Source organism: Belnapia arida (genome assembly GCF_016773205.1).
Lineage (GTDB): Bacteria > Pseudomonadota > Alphaproteobacteria > Acetobacterales > Acetobacteraceae > Belnapia > Belnapia arida.
In genome coordinates this window covers 23,062-35,573 of the sequence record NZ_JAETWB010000035.1, presented here as the reverse complement: position 1 = coordinate 35,573, position 12,512 = coordinate 23,062, and the positions used below count along the sequence as shown (strand labels likewise).

12 protein-coding genes and 1 pseudogene are annotated in these 12,512 nt (G+C 60.5%); 7 read left to right on the top strand and 6 right to left on the bottom strand.

Annotated features, from left to right (window positions below):
* The first annotated feature begins 68 nt into the window (after positions 1–68).
* Complete coding sequence (locus JMJ56_RS27650; RefSeq protein ID WP_202834976.1) at positions 69–1,094, top strand: HWE histidine kinase domain-containing protein; 1,026 nt, start codon at positions 69–71, stop codon at positions 1,092–1,094.
* Positions 1,095–1,366: 272 nt separating this feature from the next.
* Here the strand turns inward: JMJ56_RS27650 and JMJ56_RS27645 are convergent, their stop codons facing one another.
* Positions 1,367–1,777, bottom strand: a complete 411-nt coding sequence (locus JMJ56_RS27645; protein ID WP_202834975.1) for a response regulator — start codon at positions 1,775–1,777, stop codon at positions 1,367–1,369.
* 265 nt (positions 1,778–2,042) lie between these two features.
* Here JMJ56_RS27645 and JMJ56_RS27640 point away from each other — a divergent pair, with 265 nt between their 5' ends.
* Together JMJ56_RS27640 and JMJ56_RS27635 are read left to right on the top strand one after the other, a co-directional pair.
* Positions 2,043–2,789 (top strand): Crp/Fnr family transcriptional regulator, encoded by a 747-nt coding sequence (locus JMJ56_RS27640; RefSeq protein ID WP_202834974.1) that lies wholly within the window; start codon positions 2,043–2,045, stop codon positions 2,787–2,789.
* 108 nt (positions 2,790–2,897) lie between these two features.
* The gene (locus JMJ56_RS27635) at positions 2,898–3,362 is read left to right on the top strand and encodes a response regulator (protein WP_236038691.1); all 465 of its coding nucleotides are present in this window, start codon (positions 2,898–2,900) and stop codon (positions 3,360–3,362) included.
* A 353-nt stretch (positions 3,363–3,715) separates the two neighbouring features.
* Here the strand turns inward: JMJ56_RS27635 and JMJ56_RS27630 are convergent, their stop codons facing one another.
* Positions 3,716–4,009 (bottom strand): hypothetical protein, encoded by a 294-nt coding sequence (locus JMJ56_RS27630; RefSeq protein WP_202834973.1) that lies wholly within the window; start codon positions 4,007–4,009, stop codon positions 3,716–3,718.
* Positions 4,010–4,590: 581 nt separating this feature from the next.
* On the opposite strand from JMJ56_RS27630, the gene JMJ56_RS27625 reads away from it, so the two are divergent.
* From JMJ56_RS27625 to JMJ56_RS27610, 4 genes and pseudogenes are all read left to right on the top strand, one after another.
* Positions 4,591–4,806 (top strand): transposase, encoded by a 216-nt coding sequence (locus JMJ56_RS27625; RefSeq protein ID WP_202834972.1) that lies wholly within the window; start codon positions 4,591–4,593, stop codon positions 4,804–4,806.
* 76 nt (positions 4,807–4,882) lie between these two features.
* A complete protein-coding gene (locus JMJ56_RS27620; protein ID WP_202834971.1) occupies positions 4,883–5,383 on the top strand; it encodes an IS3 family transposase in 501 nt (166 codons plus the stop codon).
* A gap of 238 nt (positions 5,384–5,621) precedes the next feature.
* Positions 5,622–6,680 (top strand): IS110 family RNA-guided transposase, encoded by a 1,059-nt coding sequence (locus tag JMJ56_RS27615; protein WP_202834970.1) that lies wholly within the window; start codon positions 5,622–5,624, stop codon positions 6,678–6,680.
* An 88-nt stretch (positions 6,681–6,768) separates the two neighbouring features.
* Positions 6,769–6,906, top strand: a pseudogene (locus tag JMJ56_RS27610) (hypothetical protein); the annotation flags it as partial.
* 147 nt (positions 6,907–7,053) lie between these two features.
* On the opposite strand, the gene JMJ56_RS27605 reads toward JMJ56_RS27610, so the two are convergent.
* The 4 genes from JMJ56_RS27605 to JMJ56_RS27590 form a co-directional block, all read right to left on the bottom strand.
* Positions 7,054–7,659 (bottom strand): hypothetical protein, encoded by a 606-nt coding sequence (locus JMJ56_RS27605; protein WP_202834968.1) that lies wholly within the window; start codon positions 7,657–7,659, stop codon positions 7,054–7,056.
* A gap of 1,422 nt (positions 7,660–9,081) precedes the next feature.
* Entirely contained in the window at positions 9,082–9,363 is a 282-nt protein-coding gene (locus JMJ56_RS27600) for a hypothetical protein (RefSeq protein ID WP_236038689.1), read from the bottom strand.
* Between the two features lie 1,171 nt (positions 9,364–10,534).
* Positions 10,535–11,503: a DUF2971 domain-containing protein gene (locus JMJ56_RS27595; protein WP_202834966.1), complete on the bottom strand. Its 969-nt coding sequence runs from the start codon at positions 11,501–11,503 to the stop codon at positions 10,535–10,537.
* A gap of 299 nt (positions 11,504–11,802) precedes the next feature.
* Positions 11,803–12,225 carry a DDE-type integrase/transposase/recombinase gene (locus JMJ56_RS27590; RefSeq protein WP_202834965.1) on the bottom strand — a complete coding sequence of 141 codons (423 nt, stop codon included), beginning with the start codon at positions 12,223–12,225 and terminating at the stop codon, positions 11,803–11,805.
* Positions 12,226–12,512: the final 287 nt, after the last annotated feature.

Genomic DNA, 12,512 nt, shown 5'->3' with positions numbered 1-12,512 from the left:
CCTTCCTGCGCTGGGCATCCGTCCGCCGCATGCTGCGAAGGCTATGTCAGAAAACCACATGATCCCGGATGGACTCTCACGCTGCGAGTTCGTGGGGAGAGAAGCACGAACTCACGCTCCTGCGCTCCGCCGTGCGAGCGATTGGCGAAGCTCTCGTCATCACGGGGCCGGACCTCAATCCTCCAGGGCCACTTATCGAGTACGTCAATCCTGGCTTTGAGCGTATGACTGGATATACCGCGCAGGAGGTGGTTGGGCGATCACCACGCTTCCTTCAAGGCCTATTGACCGATCGTGCTGTCCTCGATCACCTGCACTCAAGCCTCGCGGCAGGTCACAGCGTTCAAGCTGAGACGGTCAACTACCGTAAGGACGGCGCACCCTATGACGTCGAATGGCTCATTACTCCAGTTCTAAAAGATGGTCAGGTGGTTCACTGGGTTGCTGCCCAGCGGGATGTGACCGAGCGCAAGCGCGCTGAACAACGACAGCGGCGTATGGTCGACGAACTCAACCATCGGGTCAACAACTCGCTTGCCGCAGTTCAGTCGGTGGCCGCGCAGACGTTTCGGGATGGCCAGCGAAGTATCGGTGAGGTGCGCGACACTTTCCGGAATCGGCTGCTTGCATTGTCCCGTGTGCACGTTCTTCTTGCGCAGGAGCATTGGGAAGGCGCCCCGTTTCGGGAGCTTGCCGAGCGTCAGTTGATGCAACATGGCAGGGATGTTGGACGCATCAGCTTGGCTGGTCCACAGGTGCGGCTCGCGCCCGGTGCCGCAGTGGCCTTTGGGAAGGCATTACACGAGTTGCTGACGAACGCCGTGCAACATGGCGCCTTGGCCAAGCCTGAGGGTCACGTCCGGCTCCACTGGTCGACTGACGTGAACACCGAGCCGAAGCGCCTCCAACTCCATTGGGTTGAAGAAGATGGGCCGCTGGTGGCCTTACCGATGCGTCGTGGCTTGGGCTTGCGGCTCATCGAGCGTGGCTTGACGCATGGGCTGCGCGCTGAGGTGCGCCTGTCGTTTAAACCTTCCGGGTTGCAATGCGATGTGGCTGTACCCCTCGCCGCGATCATGCCCAACGCGTACTAATCGTAGCAGACAAACTGACCTTGAATGATTGCGAAGGCTCCCAATAACTCCTTATCATTTGCGGTAGGTCTCTCCGGTTGAACTCATAGTAGTCGCTCGTTTTGGTAAACTTAAGCCTAATGAATGCAATCGACTTAAAGCTGACTTCGGTTCGAGAAGATCGCACCGCGTCGCAAGTTTTGACAGTCATGTGCGCATTTCAGTTAGGCGCGCTCGTGTGAGCGAGCATTCGTTGGATCGGCCATGCCAAACGGTTTGGTTAAGAACTTGGACTACGCACCGGAAGAAAATAGTTCGAAGCCTGCGGGCATGTCCGGGGGGTTTCGGCCGTCCAGTACGGCGCGCACGACCTCGACGCTGCGCAGCACCGTTTCCGTCCGGTAAGGCTTGTGGATGATGCCGAGCGCGGCGGGTGCTTCCTGCAATACATTCACCGGCTTCGAGCTGGCGAAGACCACCGGCAGATGCCACCGCGCGAACAGGTCGCACGCCAGGGCCACACCGTTGTCGCCGCCCGCCAGGTTGACGTCGAGCAGAGCCAGGTCGGGCAGCACCGCCTCGCACAGTGTCAGTGCCGCAGCAGCGGTCGCCACCGGCCCTATCACCTCATGCCCCGCGGTTTCCAGGTCGTCGGTGAGCATCATGGCGATAAGCGCCTCATCTTCGACGACCAGAATGCGCATTGTTCCAACTCCCGCCCTTCACGGTAGTCAGAGGGCCTTACGGCAACGCGACGCCGGCTCGTCCGTACGTTCGAAATCGAACAAATGATTGACTAGCCTCGCGCCGTGCCCGTCCCGATGCAGACACACCGGCGGGTGAAGAGCAGATTTCTTTAGGAAACCTTTCACCAGCACTCTATGTCGAGCACATCGCCTGCACGGATCCCCGGCTACAGGTGCCTGAGAGAGGCCAGCGCTCCCGCCGTACCACGCGCAGGAGAGCCGCATGAGCCAGTCCACGATCCAGCAGTCGTCCGTCCGCAATGGCTTGCTCGCGGCCCTGGCGCCGGCAGATTGGGCGCATCTGGGACCCCACCTCGAGGCCGTCGAACTGCCCTTTGATCAGACCGTGCATGCAGCGGGCGGGCCGGTGGATGCGGTGTTCTTCATCGAGACCGGCATGGTGTCCATTCTCGTCACCCTCGAGGACGGGTCGCAGGTCGAAAGTGGCATCGCCGGGCCAGAGGGCCTCCTCGGCCTAACACTGGTCTTTGGCGACAGCCGCTCGCTCACCGATGCCAGGGTGCAGCTGGAGGGCACCGCTCTGCGGATTGGCGCGGCGGCACTCCACACGGCCATGGACGGGAGCCCCGCTCTGCGGGCGTTGTTGTTGCGCTATGCGCTGGCCTTTCTCGGCCAGGTGACACAGAGCGGGGCCTGCAACGCGCGTCACCCTATCGAAAACCGCCTCGCCCGCTGGCTGTTGACCGCACACGACCGCGCCGGTGTTGACGAGTTCGCCATGACCCACGAGTTCATGGCGATGATGCTCGGCGTCAACCGTCCGGGCGTGTCTATCGCCGCCGGCATACTGAACCGGGCTGGCCTGATCCGTTACGTACGGGGGCGCATGACCATTACCGACCGTCCTGGCCTCGAGGCCGCCACCTGCGAGTGCTACCACACGGTTCGCCATGAGTACGCCCGGTTGCTGGGTCCTCGGGCGGCAGCGCCAGCGGCATCTGCGGGCTGAGCAGCCGCATTCTACTTCACGTTTGGTGTCGAACAGACAAGGTGACGTCCGGGGTCTTCTATGCGTCAGGGTTGGCCGTGGCTGCCCGTGCCATGGGAGGTGATCGCGATGCTGGCCGCGAACGACAACCAAATCATTTTACAACGTCAAGTAATGCCGCAAGGGTGCACCATGCTTCGGGATCGCCGCGTCCTGATTGTCGAGGACGAGGCGCTGGTGACGATGCTGATCGAGGATGGCTTGAGCGAGGCCGGGGCAGAGGTCGTGGGCTCCGCCGGAACCGTGTTTGAGGCGCTGCAGATCATCGAGAGAGTGGCCCAGGATGGCGGATTGGACGCTGCGGTCCTGGACATCAACCTTGTTGGCGAGTTGGTGACACCCGTTGCTGATCAGTTGGCCGCGCTTGGCGTGCCATTTGTGTTCGCCACGGGTTATGGCACAGGCTGTGACACGGGCGGACACGCCGCTGCGCCAGTGTTGCATAAACCCTTTGCCACAGAGCAGCTGGTCGCTGCCGTCGAAGCCATCGTGTCATTCACCCCCGATGGTGCCGGCGCTTTCCAGGGCGACTAATCCGCACTGGCCATCGCAAGCACGCTGACGAGGCAGAGCCGGATCACATGCGATAACGCCCCCGCATTGCAGGTAAGCCGGCGCTCCCGCAATCAGGTTGCAGCCAAGCGGCCTTAGGTTCGGGATAGAATAACATGGCACTAGCCTGTCAACGCCGCCCTAGCCGGGTGGGTTTGTAAGCGTTCCGCCATCAGGCTGTGCAAGAGGCAGAAAAAGGCCCGTTCTTCCCCCGAGAAAGAACGGGCCAAGGCGGGATCCGTAGGGAGTGAGGTTGTAGAACCCTCACATCCTACAACCATTGATGAACTATCGAGTTTCATGTAATCGTATTAGTTGCAAAATGCTGAGGCCGCCTAGACGCTTGCTGGCTCCGGCGTATGCACTCCCAGCCGAGCCGCGGCAGCCTCGAGCCGTCCGACATCGCCCTCCCGCCATTGATGCCGGGTCAGCAGCTTGGTCGCCTCGGCCGGCGGCATCCCAAGGGCGTCGCCGATCTCCGCGGGCTTGGTGATGCCCCGCTCCTCCAGCTCACGGCCGATTGCCATCTTCAACCGGATCATGGTCAGCCTATCGGCGGTTCGGCGCCGGCGCTCCTCGGGCGAGATCTTCGGCTTTGCGGGCGGCGTCTGGTCGGAGGACAGGCTCATGTCGTGGATGTCGGATGCCGCAGCAGCTGGTGCTAGCCCAATACCAGCAATGCAGCACGACGCTGATTAGAGCACACCAACTCCAAACCAATAACATCCCGCAATCACAGCCAACCATACCGGAACCGGAAATATCGCTATGATTGCAAGCTTTCCCCAAGACATCTGCGTGTCCTCGCCGTCGTGATCTGTACAGAATTCGTACAGCATCGTTCCAACTTGGGTGAAGCGGCTGAGTTCGTCGTGGTTGAAGCGCAATGTTGCGATTGGCTGCTGTCGGGCTGGTTGCTTGGAGCTCCATTTCGGCGGATCTAGGAGGAGGGGGAGCACAATGGATTTCTGCGCAGCTTTGATCTCCCTGGCTCTTGTCAGCGTCGGCCTTGGGCTCGGTTGGCTTGCCAAGCGGCCCAAGCGGCCTCGCAGTCACCCGCTGAGAAGCGTGCTTCTTCGGCCACATGCCACTCCCCACGCGCCCCATGCCTCACACAGGCATGCGCCACGGTAACCTGGAAGAGCTGGATTGGACTTCCCCTTGGGGCTGGAGGGTTCGCTAACAAACCCAGGCACCCCAGGAGGGAAGGATGGAGGAGAGGCGAACCCGATGGAGCTTCACGAAGGAGTTCAAGGCGCAGGCGGTGAAGCGGCTGCTGGACGTCGGCAAGGGGCTGTCGGAGGTGGCGACGGAGCTCGGTATCGGCACCGGGCAGCTCAGCCAGTGGCGCACCGAGCACCTGGCGCCGGCTCGGCTGAGGCACTGGCCGCCCGCAAGGCGGACCAGGCGGAGACGCAGTGACTGAAGCGCGAGGTGACGCGGTTCGAAGAGGAGGTGGAAATCCTCCGCAAGGCGGCGGCTTTTTTCGCCAAGGGGGCCGCGTGGCGAAGTTTGCCTTCGTATCGGCCGAGCGGGCGAACCACACCGTGGCCAGGTTGTGCCGGGTGGCCGGCGCGAGCGTGAGCGGCTTCTACGCCTGGCTGCGCGCGATCCCCGCCGTTCAAACCAGGGCCGAGGCAGACGTCGAGCTCCGTGGGCAGATCGGCCGCATCTTCGCCGCCCGCCGACGGGTCTATGGCTCGCCACGCGTCCACGCCGAGCTGTGCCGGGGAGGGCTGCGGCATTCGCGCTGGCGCGTCGAGCGGCTCATGCGCGAGATGGGGCTCTCGGCCCGCCGGGGCCGCCGCCGCACACCCCGCACCACGGACAGCCGCCACGACCTGCCGATCGCCTCCGACCGGCGAGGGCTTTCTGTATCTCGCCGCGATCAAGGACATGGCTACGCGCGAGATCGTCGGCTGGTCCATGGCCGACCACCTCAGGGCCGAGCTGTGCATCTGCGCTCTGGTTATGGCCATCCAGCGGCATCACGCAGTCCATGAGCCGCCGCGGCAACTGCCTCGATTGTGAGAGTGTCCGGGTCGTCCGGTGGTCCTGCCCCTTGCCTCGATTGGCCACATGTCATCGCGTTGATCTGTCGGCCTGCCGGACGACGCCCGGCGATCGGGCGGGAGGTGACCTCATAGGAGCCTGAAGCCTTCCATCCCGTCACAGTCCTGTCCGCCCGCCGGATCGCCGGGTCCGCCAACCTACCGGAAGACAGGCGACATGAGCGGGACCATGCCGACCGACATCATCGTCGGTGTCGATACCCACAAGCACACCCACGCCGCCGTGGCCATGACGGGCCTCGGCGCGCGCGTCGCGGAGCTGACCATCAAGGTCGGCCTCGCGGGCTACCGCGAGCTCGAGGCCTGGGCACGGTCCCTGGGCGGCGTCCGGGCGTTCGGCGTCGAGGGCACGGGATCGTACGGCGCCGGCCTGATGCGCTTCCTCTGTGCGGCGGGCCATACCGTCTACGAGGTCGACCGTCCCGACCGCCGACTGCGCCACCAGCAAGGTAAGACTGATCACCTCGATGCCGAGGGCGCCGCCCGCGCCGTGCTCGGCGGCCAGGCCACGGCCCTACCCAAGGCAGGGACCAGCCGGGTCGAGATGATCCGCCACCTCAAGGTGGCCCGAGACACCGCGGTGAAGGCGCGGACCCAGGCCATGCTGACGCTGAAGGCGATCATCGTCGGCGCACCGGCGGCCCTGCGCGAGCAACTCGAAGCGATCATCGGCAAGATGGCGCTAGTCCGGCATCTGGCGGCCCTGCGCCCGGGACCGCTCACCTCGACGGCGGCCTCGGCCAAAGCCAGTCTGCGCGCCATCGTCCGGCGGTGGCTCGACCTCGACGCCGAGATCAAGTCGCATGACTCCGGCCTCGAAGAGCTAATCGAGCAGTGCGCCCCAACGATGGTTGCGGCCCATGGCATCAAGACCGGCACAGCCGCGGAGATGCTCGCCTTGGTCGGAGACAACCCGGAGCGGATCCGCTCCGAAGCCGCCTTGGCCAAGCTCTGCGGTGCCTGCCCGGTCCCGGCGTCCAGCGGCACGACCAGCAGGCACAGGCTCAATCGTGGCGGCCACCGGCAGGCCAATGCCGCGCTCTACCGCGTGGTCATCGTGCGCATGCGGGCCCACCAACCCACCATCGACTACGTCCGGCGTCGCACGGCTGAGGGGAAGAGCAAGCCGGAGATCATCCGCTGCCTCAAGCGCTTCGTGGCACGCGAGATCTTCGGCTATCTCTGCCGTGCTCCCAGAGCAGCCGGCCCGGAGCAAACGGCCGCTTGACCTCTATAGGAGCATCAACGCGCCGATGGAGAGCTTCTTTGCCTCGCTCAAGACCGAGCACATCCACTAGGTCAGCTACCGCACCCGCGAGGAGACGAGGACGGCCGTGTTCGAGTACATCGAGATCTTCTACAATCGGCGGCGTTTGCACTCGGGCGTCAGCTACCGCACCCTGGCCGAAGCGCGGGCCAGCATGGAAGGGATCACCATGCGCTCAGCCGCATGACGCTCTGATCTCACCCCTCCACTCCGCGGGGGGAAGTCCAGAGCTCTCAGAGGCGATGGTCACCTTGGCCACGATCCGGCTGATGCTCCACCGCCTCGCTCATGCCAATTGTGGGCGACTGCCCGTTTCATGATTTCGCAAAGAGTCTCAAGCCATCGCCAGGATGCGGGTCTGGCCGCTGCCCACTACCCGCAGACGGACGTTCGGCTGCAGTTCGCGTAGAATGGTCAAATTGGCCTCATGGGCTTCGTTGGCCTGCTGCTTGGTATCGAAGAACACCACGCCGCAACCGCGGGACTCATCCTCGCCGGAGCGGGCGTGGTAGGCACCACGGAAGCCTGTTACTGCTTGCGTCCGGGCGAGGATGCCTTGGACGATTGGCCCCATAATTTCCCGTCCAGGCAGATTTTCAACCCGTTGCACGAGGCAGTAAAGCGACTGGGCGTCACTACCGGTCTTCGGCGCCACCATAGCGTGGATTTTAGACTCTCCGCTGAAGCGATCGGCCGGCTCGGGGACGGCTGGGATGTTGGCATTCATCCACGGACGGACTGTCGGCCGGAAAGCTGCGGACGAACTGCTGTCGTGAAATAGCGTAATAGCAATAATATCGCCCTGTTCGGTCTGCACCAAAGCGTATCCATTGAACCCAGGGTGTTGCTTCAGCAGGGGTACGAAGCCCCGCTCGATCTTCGGCGTAACCTCATCAGCATCCGATGCACCGCCGGCATAATGACTAACGACCATGTACATGTTTGCTCTCCCCATCCTTTTTTGGACACAGAGATGCTGCGCTTCCCACTTAACGAGGCGCAAACAAAATACGGAATGGTGCAGGCTACAGCAGGCGCGGAGGCTCGTGGATTAACATCGAAACGCCGTCCGAGGCGACAGGATTAACCGCCCACGCCAAGTCCGCCACCTCTTTGTAAACGGACATTGAGGGGAGCCGCAATCGACGGCCAAGGTCCACTCCGAACAGTTCGCCAGCGGCGCGGCCATCATCAACCGGTGCCGCTTCCACTCCGACATGTTGTGCCCCATTGCCTTGCCGCGCCTCGCCGAAACCCCTGAACATTGTAGGAATAAAGGCTGATCAGCCTCAAGAGATAGGAATATTCGCCGAACCCTGCCTTTGTCGATGTACGGGACAGCCGCGCGGGCCGAGGCAGTGCTGGCGCACAGAGGGAACCCCAATCGTCCATCACCTACCTGCCAAACAGGTTTGCACCGCAAAGAGCGAAAGCCGCCGGCGCTAGCGCACTCGACCCGACCGTATGGCTGTCCCTGAGCTGTCTAGCAAGTGCAACAATATTGCCATTTAGTAGTAATAGACATGATAGCACTATCGTAATTAGATTATTTCTAGCGGTATCCGTTACGTATTGTGTGGGGCCGCCAGGAGGCTGGCACGCAAGTCGAAAGCGTCTTTCTGCTTGTCCTGCCAAGCGGGGCGGGCGGATGCTTGTACTGTATCGGCGCTGCTGAGGCCCAAGCTCGGGCTAGGCCAGTTACCCAGGATGGTTGGCTCTTCCGCTATGTGATCGCGCCTCGACCACTGGAGCGGCACCCTCGGTCGGCAGTGTCTAAGGTGGAGTTGGTTGAAACTTTCGGCCGACCCGATCCGGCCGCCCTGACGAGAGCACTGGGCCGTACAGGAGAGCGGCTAGGCCTCCGCTTCGAGATCGTCCATCCGGAGAAGCTGAGAGCAGCGGCGTTGAGCCCAGCGTTTTCACTCAGTTGTCGAAGGCGGGGCGATCAGACCAAGGCGCCTACCGCGCCGGGCAGTTGCTATGACGGCCTCACGGTCGCACTGGGTCATATCAGCTAGTGGCGCCGGTCGAGCGGTTCAGATCGGCAGTAAGCGGCTAGCGATCGTCTGCTGACCCTTGCAAGCAGACATGAACCACGGCCCAGCAATTTGGTGAAAATTACCTCAAGGTTGCTGTCTGCAATTTATATGCCATTACAAGTTTTCAGCTTATAGAGGCACAGCAACCTGTAGACGAGACGGTCATGGCAGACCAGCGCAGCGATAGGGATGATAGTCATCCCCCTTTGGGGATTGGGTTCGCCATTGTACTCGCTGGCTTACTGTCCCTTCCCCTATGGGCAGGCATCATTTGGCTTTTCCAACAGGTATATTGACCCTACCCGAGGACGAGCAGGTCGCCGCTAATCCGGCACCCGCATCCCCAGCCGAGCCGCCGCAGCCTCAAGCAGCGCCACGTCGCCTTCGCGCCACTGCTTCCGGTTCAGCATGCTGGTTGCCTCAGCCGCCGGTATCCCGAGAGCAGCGCCAATCCCCGCAGGCGTGATGATGCCGCGCTCGTCCATCTCCCGGCCGATGGCCATCTTCAATCGGATGGTCCTTAGCCGATCGGCGGCGCGGTGTCGGTGCTCCTCGGGCGTGATTTTCGGCTTCGCGGGCGATATCTGGTCGGGCGGCAGGCTCATGTCGCGGATGTCGGATGCCACGGCTATCAGCGCCAGCCCAAGCAACGAGTTCTGGTCTTAGTTGCGTGCCAGATGGCCTCGGTTCGCTTGCAGTCCGCCCGACACAGCGCCCTCAACCTGACCAATGCTGCGTCCGGCATACCGGCGAAAACTCTGCCGTCCCGCTGCCGACGCTGCACCTCGAACCGGTCGATCACTTCAAGGTCGCCCAGGCTTCTCCCTTCGTGGCTGTCGCATTCCAGCTCCGGGCAGTAAGGCCCAATGCCGGGAGCGATCATGTATGGGGTGTCGCACACGCGGCATTGCATAGGCCTGCCCTCCAGCGGTGACGCGAGGGATGAACGCACATGGCGGTCACTTGGGTGCCGTGAGCGATGAGGAAGGGCTGAGGTCACCGCTTCCTCACTTGCGATAATCCCCCCTTACCACAAGTGACGCAGGGCTTGCCTTACTTCTTCAAGCTATTGAAACTGTTTGCGGTTTTAGAGGTGGGTCAGGGTAGCTTGGGTGAATGCCTGCTCGTCCAGACCTCGCTCAGCTCGCCTGTGATACTGAACGGCGCCTACTGGCCCAGCACCGCTCTAGAACAGGCTGTGATCCATCTTCGGAGGGAAAACGTGCAATCCGCCAAGAGGCATGGCGGCGTGCTCGGTTGCGCGCTGTCGAGCTCTTACGCTTATCGTATCAGCGTGAAAGCAACGGCTCGGCAGCTTCTCCCTAATCCGCTTTCGTCATTTAGGGTGGCGTAGAACAGGCGATCCGTGATCGCTTCTAACGGCAAGCAGGGCGCCCTTCGATGAGATCGGGCATGGCCTTGGTCCGATCCTACCCCAACAGTGCCAGTCGCATCCATTCGTGCACCACGCTCGTACGCGTATACTGCTGAACTTTGCAGCGCCGTGGATGGCGTTATCTGAACACCCGAGTTGTTTTTGAACATGCCGAAGCCAACGAACGTATTCCAATCGGCCGTTATATCGTCCTAGTTTGCCGGGGCGTTCTTAGTAATAACTTAAAACGTATCGGACGCGCTTTTTCTGCCGCCTTTTTGGTGGTCTTATTTTTCTTTGCCATCGATTGCCCTTGTTTATTGAACATGCTCCCGAGAGAAGGCTCGTCAGAGCTGTTCAGCATACTTATCAAGGACAACTGATCTTTTGACCTTTCCTGATCATCTGGCGGTCTGATAGGTTGAGTCCGACATTTCAACTTCACAGCCGAGCTTCGCTTTAGTCAGCTTGAACTCGATGCTTCGCTTCGATGCATCCTGAAACCGAGAGGGTCCGATCTTGATCTTGCGAATTGGGTATCTCCGAAACGTAGTCGGATAATGTCTGGCAAAAAGACTAGTTTTAGGTGTGAACTCCAGCTTTTCGGTCATCTGGGATCGATCGTGTGGCGAGAAACACAATATCAATCTCCACTCTTTTTCAGTTAAGAAGCTTTTGTGTTTGAATATGGATGCCAGAGCGCTGAATGCGGTAAGCCACTTATATGCGTGGTGGTTAAAGAACGCATCATCAAATTCAAGATCGGTTTCTGCCGATTTTCTATATGCGTTTATCATTGCGTCGAGATAGAGACCGATTAAACGGCTTTGTTCATCTTCGTTATAAACCACTGGAACGAAATACACTTCAGTATACCTCGGCAAATCGAAAGGTCTCCGAAGAAGTTTGGGGTCAAAACCAAGTGCATACCCACCTTCCCCACCGCTGTAATTTGTCCACTGGCTCACGTCATCGCCCGCTTCGCTGAAGCAGGCAATGTAATACTCGTAGGTGTCATTAATATACGATTCTGGGAAACCATGAGGCCAACGTTTTAATGCTGGCGTGACTTCCCCCTTACAGAGAAATTCGATCCTGTCTAGTAGATTGACTATGTCGCTTGCCACACCGCTGCCGTCCCAGCGTCTTTGATGGGCGGCTTTAATCATCAAAGAGTAACCGAGAATAACTTCCATTCGATCATTAAAGCATGTGTAGTGGGTTGCTCTGATACTTTGATTTGTTAGCATTGCATCCAAGCCCGGCGCGGCGGTGTAATGCCATAAAGTGTCACCGGGTTGTTTGCTGGCGCCGTGGTTTGTGAGAATGGAAGAAATACAATTCAAAGCTCTTACATCTTGATAGCTCATAAACAGGCTCCGAATATATCAACCCAAAATCCAACGTTCTTAGAAGCTTTTTGTTACGTCTAGGAACTTTGCTGGAACTAGATCAGTGTGATGAGCGGTGCGTCATTCTCGATCATGTTCTTCAGCTGCATGGCCACGGCACATACGGTGGCGGGACACTGCCAAGTTGTTGAAGCAAAGGTCCTGCTGTATCCTCCGGCATAATGGCCTGCAAGATTATCCTGCGATCTGGGCGCAGGTCTCTTCGCGCCAGACCCAAAAGGCCCTGTCGCGGGCACGGCGGCACTGCATAGCGGTCGTCAGGTGCCGCAGCGGTCGGAATGGCCGCAGATTAAGGGGTGAGAAGACAGGAACAGCTGCGTCTGCCTCGGTGACTTGAAGCGCTGCATCTGGCGTTTTCGGCGTCGGGTGGGTCGATGGGAACTCTCCGTTCTTTCGTTCAGGCAACGGCTTTTAGGGTGCTTGACCTTGGGAAGGAACTCACGCTGCGCTACGCTGTAGCTGCGCAGCCCGTCCGTGACGATGCGGCTGAGCTTGAACTTGAGACTAGCCAGCAGGCGCTTGACGAAGCGCTTTGCCGCGGTGGCATTCCGCCGGTTCTGCACCAGGATGTCGAGCACGACGCCGTGCTGGTCCTCCGCACGCCAGAGGTCACGCAGCACGCCGCTGATCTTCAGGTACGCCTCCCCACGTGCTAGGTGTCGGCCAGCTTCGGCGGGCATCGATGCGTTCTTCGAGCGCAGTGGGGCCCGAACCTTAGGCACCATCGCCGAATGCTCTCGTGCGTGACGTCGATGCCCCCGCTTTGTCAAGATTATCTGGCATCCCGCAGGCTCAAGCTGAAGACATGTTGGAGCCAGGCCGCATGGCTGATGATCTCGGCCGGGAAGCGGTGACCGGGGTAGGTGGCCAACTCGGGTGTCGTTACCCAGCTTGGCCCAACCGCTTCGTTCCGGATAGACGCCGACAACTTAGTAATGCCGTTTGAGGTGCTCTCCGTCGAGATCGA

Bases quoted from the DNA above. Each gene is read 5' to 3' on its own strand.
- JMJ56_RS27605 (WP_202834968.1), bottom strand. From the start codon at position 7,659: ATGTACATGGTCGTTAGTCATTATGCCGGCGGTGCATCGGATGCTGAT.
- JMJ56_RS27635 (WP_236038691.1), top strand. From the start codon at position 2,898: ATGCTGGCCGCGAACGACAACCAAATCATTTTACAACGTCAAGTAATG.
- JMJ56_RS27650 (WP_202834976.1), top strand. From the start codon at position 69: ATGGACTCTCACGCTGCGAGTTCGTGGGGAGAGAAGCACGAACTCACG.
- JMJ56_RS27645 (WP_202834975.1), bottom strand. From the start codon at position 1,777: ATGCGCATTCTGGTCGTCGAAGATGAGGCGCTTATCGCCATGATGCTC.
- JMJ56_RS27625 (WP_202834972.1), top strand. From the start codon at position 4,591: ATGGAGGAGAGGCGAACCCGATGGAGCTTCACGAAGGAGTTCAAGGCG.
- JMJ56_RS27595 (WP_202834966.1), bottom strand. From the start codon at position 11,503: ATGAGCTATCAAGATGTAAGAGCTTTGAATTGTATTTCTTCCATTCTC.
- JMJ56_RS27600 (WP_236038689.1), bottom strand. From the start codon at position 9,363: ATGAGCCTGCCGCCCGACCAGATATCGCCCGCGAAGCCGAAAATCACG.
- JMJ56_RS27615 (WP_202834970.1), top strand. From the start codon at position 5,622: ATGCCGACCGACATCATCGTCGGTGTCGATACCCACAAGCACACCCAC.
- JMJ56_RS27630 (WP_202834973.1), bottom strand. From the start codon at position 4,009: ATGAGCCTGTCCTCCGACCAGACGCCGCCCGCAAAGCCGAAGATCTCG.
- JMJ56_RS27590 (WP_202834965.1), bottom strand. From the start codon at position 12,225: ATGCCCGCCGAAGCTGGCCGACACCTAGCACGTGGGGAGGCGTACCTG.
- JMJ56_RS27640 (WP_202834974.1), top strand. From the start codon at position 2,043: ATGAGCCAGTCCACGATCCAGCAGTCGTCCGTCCGCAATGGCTTGCTC.